This window comes from Hyphobacterium sp., from assembly GCF_043584775.1.
GTDB lineage: Bacteria > Pseudomonadota > Alphaproteobacteria > Caulobacterales > Maricaulaceae > Hyphobacterium.
Window position 1 is genome coordinate 730,021 of the sequence record NZ_CP121327.1, and the last position, 14,076, is coordinate 744,096.

The 14,076-nt window shown below is 60.7% G+C and carries 17 protein-coding genes, 1 pseudogene and 1 riboswitch; of the genes and pseudogenes, 15 read left to right on the forward strand and 3 right to left on the reverse strand.

Features of this window, described 5'->3' with window-relative positions; genetic code table 11:
• The first annotated feature begins 8 nt into the window (after positions 1-8).
• The 9 genes from ctaD (at position 9) to P0D52_RS03520 (ending at position 7,250) form a co-directional block, all read left to right on the forward strand.
• The gene (ctaD, locus tag P0D52_RS03480) at positions 9-1,658 is read left to right on the forward strand and encodes a cytochrome c oxidase subunit I (protein ID WP_394694056.1); all 1,650 of its coding nucleotides are present in this window, start codon (positions 9-11) and stop codon (positions 1,656-1,658) included.
• Between the two features lie 60 nt (positions 1,659-1,718).
• Complete coding sequence (locus P0D52_RS03485; protein WP_394694057.1) at positions 1,719-2,702, forward strand: heme o synthase; 984 nt, start codon at positions 1,719-1,721, stop codon at positions 2,700-2,702.
• Entirely contained in the window at positions 2,699-2,944 is a 246-nt protein-coding gene (locus P0D52_RS03490) for a hypothetical protein (RefSeq protein ID WP_394694058.1), read from the forward strand. Before P0D52_RS03485 ends, P0D52_RS03490 begins: the two co-directional genes overlap by 4 nt.
• The gene (locus tag P0D52_RS03495; protein WP_394694059.1) at positions 2,922-3,497 is read left to right on the forward strand and encodes a cytochrome c oxidase assembly protein; all 576 of its coding nucleotides are present in this window, start codon (positions 2,922-2,924) and stop codon (positions 3,495-3,497) included. Before P0D52_RS03490 ends, P0D52_RS03495 begins: the two co-directional genes overlap by 23 nt.
• 72 nt (positions 3,498-3,569) lie before the next feature.
• A complete protein-coding gene (locus P0D52_RS03500) occupies positions 3,570-4,433 on the forward strand; it encodes a cytochrome c oxidase subunit 3 (protein ID WP_394694060.1) in 864 nt (287 codons plus the stop codon).
• 69 nt (positions 4,434-4,502) lie between these two features.
• On the forward strand, positions 4,503-4,802 hold the full coding sequence (locus P0D52_RS03505; RefSeq protein WP_394694061.1) for a DUF983 domain-containing protein: 300 nt from the start codon (positions 4,503-4,505) through the stop codon (positions 4,800-4,802).
• Between the two features lie 12 nt (positions 4,803-4,814).
• The gene (locus P0D52_RS03510; RefSeq protein WP_394694062.1) at positions 4,815-5,501 is read left to right on the forward strand and encodes an SURF1 family protein; all 687 of its coding nucleotides are present in this window, start codon (positions 4,815-4,817) and stop codon (positions 5,499-5,501) included.
• Between the two features lie 44 nt (positions 5,502-5,545).
• Positions 5,546-6,127 (forward strand): GNAT family N-acetyltransferase, encoded by a 582-nt coding sequence (locus tag P0D52_RS03515; protein ID WP_394694063.1) that lies wholly within the window; start codon positions 5,546-5,548, stop codon positions 6,125-6,127.
• Positions 6,120-7,250 (forward strand): EAL domain-containing protein, encoded by a 1,131-nt coding sequence (locus tag P0D52_RS03520; protein ID WP_394694064.1) that lies wholly within the window; start codon positions 6,120-6,122, stop codon positions 7,248-7,250. The genes P0D52_RS03515 and P0D52_RS03520 overlap by 8 nt, the downstream gene beginning before the upstream one ends.
• Before the next feature lie 2 nt (positions 7,251-7,252).
• Here P0D52_RS03520 and P0D52_RS03525 read toward each other — a convergent pair whose 3' ends face one another.
• Positions 7,253-7,819 carry a YqgE/AlgH family protein gene (locus tag P0D52_RS03525; protein ID WP_394694065.1) on the reverse strand — a complete coding sequence of 189 codons (567 nt, stop codon included), beginning with the start codon at positions 7,817-7,819 and terminating at the stop codon, positions 7,253-7,255.
• A 111-nt stretch (positions 7,820-7,930) separates the two neighbouring features.
• Between P0D52_RS03525 and P0D52_RS03530 the strand changes: the two genes are divergently transcribed.
• The 3 genes from P0D52_RS03530 to P0D52_RS03540 are packed head-to-tail and all read left to right on the forward strand — an operon-like array spanning position 7,931 to position 9,873.
• Positions 7,931-8,413 (forward strand): peroxiredoxin, encoded by a 483-nt coding sequence (locus P0D52_RS03530; RefSeq protein WP_394694066.1) that lies wholly within the window; start codon positions 7,931-7,933, stop codon positions 8,411-8,413.
• Positions 8,414-8,436: 23 nt separating this feature from the next.
• Positions 8,437-9,408 carry an SPFH domain-containing protein gene (locus P0D52_RS03535; protein WP_394694067.1) on the forward strand — a complete coding sequence of 324 codons (972 nt, stop codon included), beginning with the start codon at positions 8,437-8,439 and terminating at the stop codon, positions 9,406-9,408.
• 12 nt (positions 9,409-9,420) lie between these two features.
• Positions 9,421-9,873 (forward strand): NfeD family protein, encoded by a 453-nt coding sequence (locus tag P0D52_RS03540; RefSeq protein WP_394694068.1) that lies wholly within the window; start codon positions 9,421-9,423, stop codon positions 9,871-9,873.
• 3 nt (positions 9,874-9,876) lie between these two features.
• Here the strand turns inward: P0D52_RS03540 and rnhA are convergent, their stop codons facing one another.
• Both rnhA and P0D52_RS03550 read right to left on the reverse strand, forming a co-directional pair.
• Positions 9,877-10,329 (reverse strand): ribonuclease HI, encoded by a 453-nt coding sequence (rnhA, locus tag P0D52_RS03545; RefSeq protein WP_394694069.1) that lies wholly within the window; start codon positions 10,327-10,329, stop codon positions 9,877-9,879.
• A pseudogene (locus P0D52_RS03550) lies at positions 10,329-10,508 on the reverse strand (DUF1801 domain-containing protein); the annotation flags it as partial. The pseudogene P0D52_RS03550 and the gene rnhA, both read right to left, overlap by 1 nt.
• Positions 10,509-10,597: 89 nt before the next feature.
• Between P0D52_RS03550 and argS the strand changes: the two are divergent.
• The 3 genes from argS (at position 10,598) to gcvH (ending at position 14,058) form a co-directional block, all read left to right on the forward strand.
• Positions 10,598-12,280: an arginine--tRNA ligase gene (gene argS / locus P0D52_RS03555; RefSeq protein WP_394694756.1), complete on the forward strand. Its 1,683-nt coding sequence runs from the start codon at positions 10,598-10,600 to the stop codon at positions 12,278-12,280.
• Between the two features lie 58 nt (positions 12,281-12,338).
• Positions 12,339-12,429: riboswitch (glycine riboswitch) on the forward strand.
• A gap of 150 nt (positions 12,430-12,579) precedes the next feature.
• Positions 12,580-13,674, forward strand: coding sequence for a glycine cleavage system aminomethyltransferase GcvT (gene gcvT, locus P0D52_RS03560; protein WP_394694070.1), 1,095 nt, complete (start codon positions 12,580-12,582; stop codon positions 13,672-13,674).
• 18 nt (positions 13,675-13,692) lie between these two features.
• Complete coding sequence (gcvH, locus tag P0D52_RS03565) at positions 13,693-14,058, forward strand: glycine cleavage system protein GcvH (RefSeq protein WP_394694071.1); 366 nt, start codon at positions 13,693-13,695, stop codon at positions 14,056-14,058.
• Positions 14,059-14,076: the final 18 nt, after the last annotated feature.

A 14,076-nucleotide genomic window follows, 5' to 3' on the forward strand; every position in this document is an offset into this window, starting at 1 on the left:
GAAGAGATATGTCAGAAACTATCGCTCAACACGACGATCACGATCACTCGCCCAGCATCTGGGATCCGCGTCGCTGGCTGTTCTCGACGAACCACAAGGACATCGGCACGATGTACTTGGTGTTCGCCATTGTCGCGGGCATTATCGGCTTTGCCATGTCAGGGGTTATCCGCTGGGAGCTCTATGAGCCGGGCATCCAGGTCTTTGACGGCAATTCGCTGATCGGCGCGCTGGCGGCCAATGAACACTCCTACAATGTGTTCATTACCGGCCACGGCCTGATCATGGTCTTCTTCGTGGTCATGCCGGCCATGATTGGTGGCTTTGGCAACTGGTTTGTTCCGATCCAGATCGGTGCGCCAGACATGGCCTTCCCGCGGATGAACAATATCTCCTTCTGGCTTCTGCCGTTTGCGTTCATCCTGCTTCTGCTCTCGATATTTGTGCCGGGCTCCGGTGCGGGCAACGGTTTCGGCGGCGGCTGGGTGATCTACCCGCCGCTCTCGACCAGCGGCCACCCCGGCCCGTCCATGGATCTCGCGATCCTGTCACTGCACCTCGCCGGTGCGTCGTCCATTCTCGGCGCGATCAACTTCATCACGACCATTTTCAATATGCGCGCACCGGGCATGACCATGCACAAAATGCCGCTCTTCGTCTGGTCGATGCTGATTACGGCTTTCCTGCTGCTGTTGTCCCTGCCGGTTCTGGCCGGCGCCCTGACCATGCTGCTGACCGATCGTAACTTCGGCACCACCTTCTTTGATCCCGCCGGCGGCGGCGACCCGATCATGTACCAGCACCTTTTCTGGTTCTTCGGTCACCCGGAAGTGTACATCCTGATCCTGCCCGGCTTCGGCATGATCAGCCACATCGTGTCCACTTTCTCGCGCAAGCCGGTCTTTGGCTATCTGGGCATGGCCTACGCCATGGTCGCCATCGGCTTCATCGGCTTCATCGTGTGGGCGCACCACATGTACACGGTCGGGATGGATGTTGACCTGAAAGCCTATTTCGTGGCTGCGACGATGATTATTGCGGTGCCCACAGGCATCAAGATCTTCTCGTGGATCGCCACCATGTGGGGCGGCTCCATCCAGTTCCGCACCCCGATGATCTGGGCGATCGGTTTCATCTTCCTGTTCACCGTGGGCGGCGTGACCGGCGTGATGCTGTCAAACGCCGGCATCGACCAGTCGCTGCACGACACCTATTACGTGGTGGCGCACTTCCACTATGTGCTGTCGCTGGGTGCGATCTTCGCCATTTTCGCCGGTTTCTACTACTGGATCGAGAAGATGAGCGGCTACAAGTACTCCGAACTCCTCGGGCAGCTGCACTTCTGGATCACCTTCATTGGCGTGAATCTGATTTTCTTCCCGCAGCACTTCCTGGGCCTGCAAGGTATGCAACGCCGCGTTCCGGATTATGCCGATGCCTATGCGTTGTGGAATCAGGTCTCGTCGATCGGTTACGTCGTCACGATGGTGGGAACTGTCGTCTTCTTCGTCATGCTGGTCGACCTCTTCCTGCGCCGCCGCAGGGGTGCGGCGAATCCGTGGGGCGAGGGTGCCACGACGCTGGAGTGGACACTGTCTTCTCCGCCGCCTTTCCACCAGTTCAACGAACTGCCGGTGGTGAAGTCGGACAAACACTAGAAATGGTCACGGGGCGGAGGCAAACCTCCGCCCCAACCGCAATCGAATGACACAATGGATATGCGAAGCGACATCGCCATGACGGGGCATGCCTCGTCCAAACCCGCAGAATGGCGGGATTATGTCTCGCTGATGAAGCCGCGGGTGATGACGCTTGTCGTGTTCACGGCTTTTGCCGGCTATGTGGCAGCGCCCGTCTCGATCCATCCGCTGATGGCGGCAATTGCCATTTTCGCTCTGGCGCTGGGCGCCGGGGCGGCCGGTGCACTGAACATGGCGTATGACGCCGATATCGACCAGAAAATGCGCCGCACGCGGTTGCGCCCGGTGCCGCTGGGCAAGGTCCGTCAGGAAGATGCCTACGGCTTTGGCCTGGTCGCGTCCGCACTGGCGATTGTCCTGATGTCGCTGGCGGCCAATGTCTTCGCCGCCGCCATGCTGGCGTTCTCGATCTTTTTCTACGCCGTCATCTACACCATGATTTTGAAGCGCCGGACGCCGCAGAATATCGTCATTGGCGGTGCGGCCGGGGCTTTCCCGCCCATGATTGGCTGGGTGATTGCCACGGGCGGCGTGTCGATGGATGCGGTCATCCTGTTTTCGATCATCTTCCTGTGGACGCCGCCGCATTCCTGGGCGCTGGCGCTTTACAAATCGGGCGATTATTCCGCCGCCGGCGTGCCGATGATGCCGGTCGCCAAGGGACCCAAGCGCACGCGTCTGGAAATCCTGATCTACTCGCTGATCCTGACCCCCTTCGCCCTGGCCCCTGTGCTGACCGGTCTGGGGGGATTGCTTTATGGTCTGGCGGCGCTTCTGGGCGGCGCGGTCTTCCTGATTCTGGCCTGGCGCATCTTTGATTCGCGCGCCGGTGAGGCCGGGTCCGCTGAGGACGGTGCGCTCTACGCCGTGCGCGTGGGCGACAAGGCGGCGCGGGATCTGTTTGCCTATTCGATCGGCTATCTGGCGACGCTGTTTGCTGCTTTGATCGCCGAGCACGCCATGGGCGCCTATATCGCAACGCCGCTGGGAGGTCTTCTATGACGGAAGAAAGCACGCCTCCTGAAAGCGAAACACCGGCCGTCGATGCCGCGCAGCAACAACGCGATTTCATCAAGGCGCGTGGCCGCCGTAATGTGATGATCGCCCTGTCGCTGGTCGCCTTCATGGTTCTGGTTTTCTCCATTACGGCGATCCGGTTGACCCAGAATGTGAGCGCCCGTCAGGACGCGATTGCAGCGGAAGAGGAGGCTGTGTCAGGTGATGAAGCAACTTCTGAAGAATAAGAATACTCGCCTGATGGTGACGCTGTCCGGCGTGGCGATTGCTATGGTGGGCGCGGCCTATGCGGCGGTTCCGCTCTACAATCTGTTCTGTCAGGTGACCGGCTATGGCGGCACAACACAAGTGGCCACGGCCGAGGCGGGCTCCATTCTCGACCGCACGGTTGAGGTCCGGTTTGATGCCAGCCAGTCGCGCGACCTGCCCTGGACGTTTGAGCCGATGCAGTCGTCGATGACGGTGCGGGTGGGTGAAACCTCTCTGGCCTTCTATCGCGCGACCAATAATTCGGACCGCCCGGTGACCGGCATGGCGTCGTATAATGTGACCCCGTTCAAGGCCGCGCCGTATTTCTCCAAGCTGGAATGTTTCTGCTTTACCGAGCAGACCCTGCAGCCGGGTGAAAGTGTTGAAATGCCCGTATTATTCTTCGTCGATCCGTTGATGGATGAAGAAAGCCGCATGGATGATGTGCACACCATCACATTGTCCTACACCTTTTTTGAACAGGATGCCGATGGCGTAGGCGCGACAGGTCGCCGCGAAGCGGCACCATAGCATTGATCCTTTCCCCGGCGGCCTGTATCAGGTTTTGAAATTCGTCCGGGGACGACTCGCAGGAGACAGGACATGGCCGGTCACGCCGTCAAACACGATTACCATCTCGTCAATCCGAGCCCATGGCCGGTTGTAGCGTCGCTGTTTGCATTCATCATGATGCTGGGCGCTGTGGTCTGGATGAAGGGCCTGGCCGAAGACAGTTTTGTCTTTGGCGAAGGGCAGCCCTGGCTGTTCGCCATCGGTCTGCTCGGCATCTTCTATGTGATGTTCGGCTGGTGGGGTGATGTGATCAAGGAATCGCGCGCCGGTGACCATACGCCGGTCGTCGATATCGGCCTGCGCTACGGCATGATTCTCTTCATCCTGTCGGAAGTCATGTTCTTCGTGGCCTGGTTCTGGATGTTCTTCGAAGGCGCGCTGTTCCACGAATTGCGGGCCGGCGGCAGCTGGGATGCCGTAGCCATTGGCGCGGATTTCTCCGGCTGGGAAAGCTGGCCGCCGCCGGGCGTTGAAACCTTTGACCCGTGGCATCTGCCGCTGATGAATACGCTGATCCTGCTGCTGTCGGGGACGACGGTCACCTGGGCGCACCACGCGCTTCAGCATGGCGACCGCAAGGGCGCGATCCAGGGCCTGATCCTGACGGTCCTCCTGGGTGTCAGCTTCTCCTTTGTGCAGGCCTATGAGTACAGCCACGCGCACTTTGCCTTCGACGGCAATCTCTATGGCGCGACCTTCTTCATGGCGACGGGCTTCCACGGCGCGCACGTGATCATCGGGACCATCTTCCTGGCGGTCTGCCTGATCCGTCTGCTGATGGGCGGCATGAGCAAGGAAAAGCATTTCGGTCTCGAAGCGGCCGCCTGGTACTGGCACTTCGTGGACGTGGTCTGGCTCTTCCTGTTCGCCTTCGTCTACGTCACCTTCCAGTAAGTCATGGCTGAAACCTCTCCCTTCCTCGCGGGCGCCAAAGGCCGCTGCCCGCGATGCGGGGAAGGGGCCATGTTTTCCGGCTTTCTGACCATTGCCCCATCCTGCGATGTCTGTGATCTCGATTACAGCTTCGCGGATGCGGGCGACGGGCCGGCCTTCTTCGTCATGTCGATTGTCGGCTTTCCAGTGGTGTTTCTGGCGCTTCTGATGGAAGTGCGATTTGAGCCGCCGCTCTGGGTCCACATGGTGTTATGGCTGCCGGTGACAGTTGTGCTCTGCTTGCTGTTGCTGCGGCCGTGCAAAGGCATTCTGTTTGCGCTGCAATACAAGCATGCCGCCGAGGAAGCCCGCTTTAATGACGAGCACTGACGCGAGGCGCTGATGTTTCGCCCGCTCCCTCTCCTGACGCTCTTTTTCATTCCGGCTCTGGCTTTGCTGCTCTGGCTTGGCAGCTGGCAATACGGCCGCATGTCCGAGAAGGCCGAGGCCATTGCCGCATGGGAAAGCCGCGAGGTTGGCGATCCTGTCGACTGGCAGGCGGCGCTTTGCGATATCCGCAGCAGTTTTACCGGGCGGGCCATTCTGCCGCCGGACGGCGTGGAGGCGGATGAGATCCGTTTTCACGGACGCTCGGCCTCCGGAGCGCTGGGATGGCGGCGGATGTCGCCCGTGCAAGTGCCAGCCTGTTTTGAGCCTGCTGCCGGACAATACATGCTGGTCCAGACCGGCTTTGAAACCTTCACCGGCGAGACTCTTCCGGCACCTTCGGTGCTGATGATCACGCGACCACCGGAGCAGGGCGCGTTTGATGCCGCCAACACGGTCGAGACCGGTGAGTTCTTCCGCTATGAGCCGGACGCGCTTTCATCGGCGCTGGACGGGCGGCCGATCGCGACGGATTTCTGGATGATCGAAGCGGCAGAGGAGATGCCGCCGCAACTCGCGAATGTCCCGCCGGGCCAGCATCTGGGCTATGCGCTGACGTGGTGGGGGCTCGCAATCGGGCTGATGGCGGTTTACCTCGTCATGCATGTGCAGACGGGGCGGTTGCGTTTCACCCGGCGTTAGCGGGTTTGGTGTATAGAGATCATCGACAAGCATGAGGCTGGCCTATGGCGTTGTGGCGCGATGATTCCCCGACGATTGAATTGGAAACCCGCGACCTGATCCTGAGAGCGCCACGGGCGGAGGATTACGAGGCGTGGGCCAAGCTGCGCGCTGCCAGCCGCCGCCGGACCGAACCGTGGGAACCTTCCTGGACCGAAGACGAGCTGACCCGGACCGCCTATCGCGGCCGGATGCGCCGCTATGATCTGGACTGGAAAGAGGGGCGGGGCGCGCCCTTCTTCGTGATCCGCAAGCGCGGCAATCTTCTGGTCGGGGCGTGTAATCTCAACAATATCAAACGCGGGGTCATGCAGTCGGCCGATATCGGCTACTGGATCGGCACGCCCTATATCCGCCAGGGATATGCCCGGCAGGCCATACGGCGCGTGCTCGCCTTTGCCTTCAACGAGTTGAAGCTGAACCGTATCGAAGCCGCCGTGCAGCCGGAAAACACCATTTCGCGCAAGCTTCTGGAGGAGATCGGCTTCCAGAACGAAGGGTTGGCGCGGCGCTTTCTCTACATCGCCGGTGAATGGCGCGATCATGACAAGCTGGCGCTGCTGGCCATGGATCCCATCCGTGGATGAGGCGCTGTTCAGCCTCGCAGCGAAAGCTTCCGGAGCGGTGGCTTTCGCCATCGACCTTGAAACCGCCCGCTTTTCGGGCCGGATCGGCGAACTGGGTCTTCTGAAGCCGGACTATGCGCTGGATGACATCATCGCCATGCTGGCCCCCGGCGACCGGGAGGATTTTACGTCCGCGCTGGTGGCTGGCGATATCGATTTGCGGGTGCGGCTGGTCGGTGAGGAAGGCGCGGTGCGCTATCTGCGCTTCATTGGCTCACGGATCGAGAACGGGTCAGTGTCCGGGCTGGTTCTGCCTGCGGGACGCTTTTCGGTCGATGCACGCGACCAACTGGATCGGGAAACGCGGATTTCCGATGCAGTGGAGGGCGGCGAGATTCTCGCGCACTATCAACCGATAATCGCGCTGGAAACCGGCGCACTGGCCGGTTTTGAAGCGCTGGCGCGGTGGGACCGGCCGGGGGTCGGCATCATCGGGCCGGATGATTTCCTGTCGCTGGCCGATGATATGGACCTGCTGGGCGAGATCGGCGACCGGGTGCGCGAAATGGCGGCCCGTGATCTCGCGGCCTGGCGTCAAACGGCGGCCCATGCACCGCTTTTCATGGCGGCCAATGCGAGCGTGGGCGAGCTTCTGGCGGACGGATTTGCCGACCGGCTGATCGCGGCCATTTCCAAGGCCGGCCTTCGCGCCGGCACTTACAAGCTGGAGATCGCTGAGACCGAAATCATGCGGGAACCAGACCGGGCGGCGGCTGTGATCACGCAATTGAAAGCGGCCGGTATCCAGATTGCGCTGGACGATTTCGGAACCGGTTATTCCTCGCTCTCGCGTCTCGATCAGTTCAGCTTCGATACGGTCAAGATCGACCGCTATTTCGTGCGCGCCATGGCGACCTCCGCCAGTGCCACCAAGGTAGTGGAATCTGTCCTGCAACTGGCCAAGCATTACGGCATGACCGTTGTCGCCGAAGGCATTGAGTCGGCAGAGACCGCCGAACAGCTGGCGGCAATGGGCTGTGATTATGGTCAGGGATTCCGCTATGCGGGCGCCGTGGCACCGGAACTGGCTGCGGAAATTGTGCGTTCGGGACTGACGGGCCGGATCAAGCCCGCAATGGGCTGAGCTCAGGCGTGACCGGACACCGCCGAAAGATGGGCCGGGTTTACCCCGATCTGGTGCAGGGCGCGTTCCCATTTATCGGCAAACTGATCGTCAAAGATCAGCGCCTCTTCCGGATCGGCGACTAGCCAGGCGCTGGCCTGTAACTCGTCCTCCAGCTGACCCGGTCCCCATCCGGCATATCCGAGGGCCAGAACGGCTTTCTGCGGTGGGTGATCGGATGCCATGGCATCGAGCACATCCCGCGTGGCCGTCAGGCAGATATTGCCCGAGACCCGCAGCGTGGCGTTTTCAAGCGCGAAGTCCGGCGTGTGCAGGACAAATCCCCGACCGCCGTCGACCGGTCCGCCCTTCAGGACGGCCTGATCCGGAACACGGATATCGCTTTCAATTCCCAATTGTTCGAACAGGGTCGGCAGGCGCAAATCCTCAACCGGATTATTGATGGCAATGCCCATCGCATGCTCGTCATCATGATCGCAGACATAGATCAGCGCCCGATCAAATCGCGGGTCGCCAATCGCCGGGCTTGCGATCAACAGTTTGCCGGTTAGATATCCGTCTGCAGCCATAACGCCATGCTTGCCGCAAAACAGGGATACGTAAAGACAAATTCCCGCTATTCTTCGCGGCGACATTCGTTCACATTCAACCAAAGCAGGAAATGCGAGGAGCAGTACCCAATGACAATTTCAAAAGGTGACCGCCTTCCGGACGTCAAATTCGGCGTCATGACCGCAGACGGACCGACGCAAAAAAGCACGTCCGATGTTTTCGCGGGCAAGACTGTCGCCCTGTTTGCCGTGCCGGGCGCCTATACGCCGACCTGTTCGGCCAAACACCTGCCGGGTTTTGTTGAAAAAGCCGGTGAATTGCGCGCCAAGGGCATCGACACCATTGCGTGTGTCTCGGTCAACGACGTGTTCGTGATGAATGCGTGGGGCAAGGATCAGGGCGTGGGCGACGATATTGTCATGCTCGCGGACGGCAATGGTGACTTCGCCAAGGAAACCGGCCTGACGATGGACGGTTCTGGTTTCGGCATGGGCCTGCGCTCGCAGCGTTTCTCCATGTTGGTAAAGGACGGTGTGGTCGAGATTCTGAACACCGAAGAGCCCGGCGACTTCCGGACCTCCAGTGCCGAACACATGCTCGGCCAGCTCTGACAATTTAAAAAAGGAGCCTTCCCATGGGCGAGTTGATCTTTATCGGCGTTATCGTCGTTCTGGCACTCTTGGTCATTTCCATGACGATCAAGTCCGTGCCGCAGGGCATGGAATACACGGTCGAGCGTTTCGGGCGTTACACACGCAAGCTGAGCCCCGGTCTTCATTTTATTGTCCCGTTTGTCGATACCGTCCGATACAAGATCAACATGCGCGAGCGCGTGCTCGATGTTCCCAAGCAGGAAGTCATCACCAAGGATAACGCCATGGTGTCTGTCGACGCCGTGGTGTTTATTCAGGTGATGGAGCCGGCGCGCGCCGCCTATGAAGTCGATAATCTCGATTTCTCCATCCTCAACCTGGCGATGACGAATGTCCGGTCCGTGGTGGGCTCCATGGATCTGGATGAAACCCTGTCCAACCGCGATGACATCAATGCGCGGCTTTTGTCGGTCATTGATGCGGCGACCAATCCCTGGGGCGTGAAAGTCACGCGTATAGAGATTCGTGACCTCTCGCCGCCGCCGGATATTACCGAAGCGATGGCCCGCCAGATGAAGGCGGAGCGCCTGAAGCGGGCGGAAATCCTGGAAGCCGAAGGCGAGAAGCAGTCTGAAATCCTTCGTGCCGAAGGCCAGAAACAGTCCCAGATTCTGGAAGCAGAGGGCCGGAAAGAGGCCGCCTTCCGGGACGCAGAGGCACGCGAGCGGGCCGCCGAAGCCGAAGCCCGGGCCACCGAGATGGTGTCCAAAGCCATCTCTGAAGGCGACCTCAATGCCGTGAACTATTTCCTGGGTCAGAAATATGTCGAGGCCTTCGCCAAGCTGGCCGAAAGCGATCAGCAGAAAACCGTGATCATTCCGGCAGAATTCTCGAACATTGTTTCAACCGTGATGGGCGTCGGCGAGCTGACCAAAGCAGCCCGTGACGCGGCAAAAGGGGCGGCCGAGGGGGCTCTCAACCAGTCGCGCGGCAGCGTTCCTCCCGCGGAATAAGGAGACCCGGTCATGGATATCATTATCGCAGCGCTGGAAGGCCTGAATCTCTGGTGGTGGCTGGGTCTGGCGGCAGTGCTACTGATCGCCGAGCTCCTGACCGGCACCACCTATATCCTCTGGCCGGCCGCTGCGGCCTTTGTCACATCCCTGATCTCCAGCTTCACCGGCTGGCCGGTCGAGCTCGCCGTGTTCGCAATACTGGGCGTGAGTTTTCTCGTCGTTGGCGACCGCTGGCTGAAACCGCGCCTGAAAAGCGGTGCGGATAGCGGCCTCAACAGCCGGGCCACCTATCTGGTGGGCGAGAGCGTGACGGTCGTGGGCGGTTTCTCGGAAGGGCGCGGCCGCGTGCGTCATGGCGATACCGAATGGTCAGCCAAGACGGAGGACGGATCCGATCTTGCCGAGGGCGCCAAAGCCATCGTGGCGGCGCTGGACGGGACACGGCTGGTCGTAAGGGCCTGAGGCCTACATCAGGCTGGTATCGCGCATCTGGGCGATGGCCAGCCGGGCCAGTTCATCGGCGCGATCATTTTCCGGATCGCCGGAATGGCCCTTGACCCATTCCCAGCGGACATCATGACGGGCGGCGGCCGTTTCAAGCTCCATCCAGAGATCGGCATTCTTCACCGGTTTCTTCGCGGCGGTTTTCCAGCCATTCTTCTTCCAGCCATGGATCCACTTGGTCAGGCCATCCTTCACATAGGTGGAATCCGTTACCAGCCGGATCGGCTTGCCGTTTCCCTTGATCGCCTGCAGGGCGCGGATCGCCGCCATTAATTCCATGCGGTTATTCGTGGTGTCCGGTTCAGCGCCGGATAATTCCTTGCGGTGACCATTCCATTGAAGAATGGCACCCCAGCCGCCCGGGCCGGGATTGCCGGAACAGGCGCCGTCCGTGTGAATGGTGATCAGGCCCATCAGCTTGGCTTTACCGGGTATTTTTTCGCGAGATCGGCAATGCCGGCGGTGATCAGTTCGGCGAGCACATCCAGATCAATATCGGCGAGCTTGTTGATATAAAGGCAGGATTTGCCAAGCGAATGCTTGCCGAGGCGCGCCAGAATCGGCCCGTAATCCTGATAGCCGGGCAGAATATAGACCGTTCTGGCGATTGGTCGTCGCGTAGCAGATGTCTTCCTTCGGCCGTCGAGCTGACAGCAACGCCAGCCACGATTGATACCATCGGATTTTTGAATCCGACCGTCCCGATCTTGCGCCCTATCAGTGCAATGGCGCCATGGCGGCGGCCAAACAGGCCAAGAAAGCCCCGCGCGCCGTCGCTGACGAGATCGTTTCTCAGCTGGAGGGCGATGCGCTGATCGCCGAGCTGGAAATTGCCGGGCCGGGCTTCTTGAATATCACACCGGCCGATGCCGTTTACGAGGCGCAAGCCAATGCGATTGCGACGGATGACCGGGCCGGGGCGTTGCCGGTTGAAACGCCGCGCACCGTGATGATCGATTTTGGCGGGCCGAATGTGGCCAAACCGATGCATGTCGGGCATTTGCGTTCGTCTGTGCTCGGCGACAGTCTGCAGCGCCTTTTCCGTTTCCGCGGCGATACGGTGATCTCGGACATTCATCTGGGCGATTGGGGCTATCAGATGGGCCTGCTGGTCACCGAGCTGCAATCCGAGCAGCCGGACCTGCCGTATTTCGATGCGGACTATGCCGGTGAGTATCCGTCCGAGCCGCCGGTGACGATCGAGGATTTGTCGCGCCTCTATCCGCAAGCTGCCGCTGCCGCGAAGGAAGACGAGGCCCGTGCGGCGCTGGCGCGCAAGGCAACAGCGGAATTGCAGGCCGGACGCCGGGGCTACCGGGCGCTGCTGGCGCATTTTATCTCGGTGTCGATTGCCGCGCTGAAACATGATTTCGATACGCTGGGCGTGCATTTCGATCTCTGGAAGGGTGAGAGCGACGTCAATGATCTGATCCCCGCCCTGGTCGAGGATTTCAAGGCACGCGGCGTCGCCGAGAAATCGGATGGGGCCTGGGTGGTCCGGGTCGCGCGCGAAGACGACAAGAAAGAGCTGGCGCCGCTCATTCTCGTGTCATCGCAGGGCTCTGCCCTCTATGGCACGACGGATCTGGCGACGATCCAGGACCGGAAGACGCAGTATAATCCGGATATGATCCTCTATGTCGTGGATCTGGGCCAGTCGGATCATTTCGAGCAGGTCTACCGCGCCGCCTACAAGGCCGGCCTCGCGGTGGAAGACTCGCTGGAGCACATCAAGTTCGGCACGGTCAACGGCCCGGACGGAAAGCGTTTGCGCACGCGCGCCGGTGGCACATTCCGGCTCGCCGACCTCATCAGCGAGGCCTATGTGCGCGCCCGGGCCCGTCTGAACGAGGCGGGGCTGGGGGCGGAATTGTCCGCTGACGAATTCGATGCCGTCGCCCGCATGGTGGCGAATGCCGCGATCAAGTTTGCCGATCTGCAGAACTACCGCACCACGAATTACATCTTCGAGCTGGACCGTTTCATCTCGTTTGAAGGCAAGACCGGCCCCTATCTTCTGTATCAGGCGGTGCGCGTGAAATCGATCATGCGCAAGGCGGAGGCTGAAGGACTGGAAGCGGGACCGATCCGGATCACCGACCCGGCCGAAGCGGCGCTGGTGCGCCGTCTGGATGGCTTCGATGCCGCCCTGCAACGCGCCTATGATCTGCGCGCGCCGAATCACATCTGCGATCACGTCTATTCGCTGGCTCAGGCGTTTTCATCCTTCTATGCGGCCTGCCCGATCCTGCCGGAAAAAGATGCGGCGATCCGGTCATCGCGTCTGGCGCTGGCGCAGACCACGCTGAAACAGCTGGAAATTGCCCTGTCGCTGATCGGCATGGACGCGCCGGAGAAGATGTAAACAGCAAACCGGCTGTGCGCGATTGACTCTGTATACGCGCGCTCTAAACCTGATTTCTCCCGTCCCCGCGGGAGAGACCGGCGAATAAGGCCGGCGCCGAAGGCGCAACCGCCCCGGAAACGCTCAGGCAAATGGACCGCGGGATGACGAAACGCTGGAAAGCGGGCGCCGGATACGGCGTCCCACCGACGGAGCAAGCCGGAGAGGGATTGTCCTTCTTCCTGCGGAATCTCTCAGGTCATTAAGACAGCGGGGGCCGTCCGGACAGTCCGGACATGCCGGAAACGGGGCCCGAGAATATGACGGATACGCTGCAGACACCGCTCTTTGATCTTCATGTCGCGCTGGGCGCGAAGATGGTTCCGTTTGCGGGCTATGACATGCCGCTGCAATACGAAGGCATCATGGCCGAGCATAATCACACCCGTGAAGCGGCCGGCCTGTTCGATGTCTCGCATATGGGGCAGGCGCATTATACCGGCGATGAAGCGGCGCTGGAAAAGCTGATCACGGCGGACCTCTCGGCTCTGAAACCCGGTGAGCAGAAATATACCCTCCTCCTGAACGAGCAGGGCGGTATTCGCGACGATCTCATGGTGTCGCGCCCGTTCGGCGATGACGGTCTCTTCCTCGTCGTCAATGCGGCGACCAAGGGCGATGATTTCGCGCATATCGCGGCCAATACGGCGGGCGCGGGCGAATTGCGCGTGATTGAGGATCGCGCCCTGATCGCCCTGCAGGGGCCGCAAGCGGCCGACGTCTTTGGCGCGCTGGTGCCGGATGCGGCGAAGCTGATTTTCATGCAATGCGGTGTGTTCACGCTGGATGGCGTGGAGATTTACGTTTCCCGTTCCGGTTATACCGGCGAGGACGGGTTCGAGATTTCCATCCCTGCGGACAAGGCCGAGGCCATTGTTCGCAAGCTGCTGGATGATGAGCGGGTGAAACCCATCGGACTGGGCGCGCGGGATTCGCTACGTCTGGAAGCCGGGCTCTGCCTCTATGGTCATGACATGAACGAGGAAACGACGCCCGCCGAGGCGGTTCTGATGTGGGCGGTGGCGAAGCCACGCCGTGAGCGGCTGGACTTTCCGGGCGCGGCCCGCGTGATGCAGATGTTTGCCGACAAGCCGGCGCGCAAGCGGGTGGGCTTTACCATGGCCGGGGCTCCGGCGCGCGAAGGCGCCGAGATCGTCAAGGACGGGCAATCCATCGGTATCGTAACGTCCGGCGGTTTTGGCCCGACCGTGGGCGGCCCGGTGGGCATGGCCTATATCGACGCGGAACACGCGGCGGCGGACACAGACATCGAGATTTTGCTGCGCGGCAAGGCGCGGCCGGCGAAAGTGGCGAAAATGCCCTTCGTTGCACAACGTTATTATCGGGGCGAATAGCCAACAGGGGAGAACGCGATGAGCGTGAAATACACCAAGGATCATGAATGGGTGAAGCTGGACGGTGACACGGCCACCGTCGGCATTACCGCCTATGCCGCCGAGCAGCTGGGCGATGTTGTCTTTGTCGAATTGCCGGATGTCGGCAAATCCTTTGACCAGGGCGACGAAATGGCCGTTGTGGAATCGGTGAAGGCGGCCTCGGAAGTCTATGCGCCGGTCTCCGGCGAAGTCGTCGCGGTCAATAGCGATCTCGAAGGCGAGCCCCAGAAAGTCAATGAAAGCGCCGATGCCGATGGCTGGTTCGTGAAGCTGAAGCTCAGCGACAAAAGCGAGCTGGACGGCCTCATGGATGAAGCCGCCTATGCGGCGCATATCTCCTAAATCTCTGACAGGACAAGC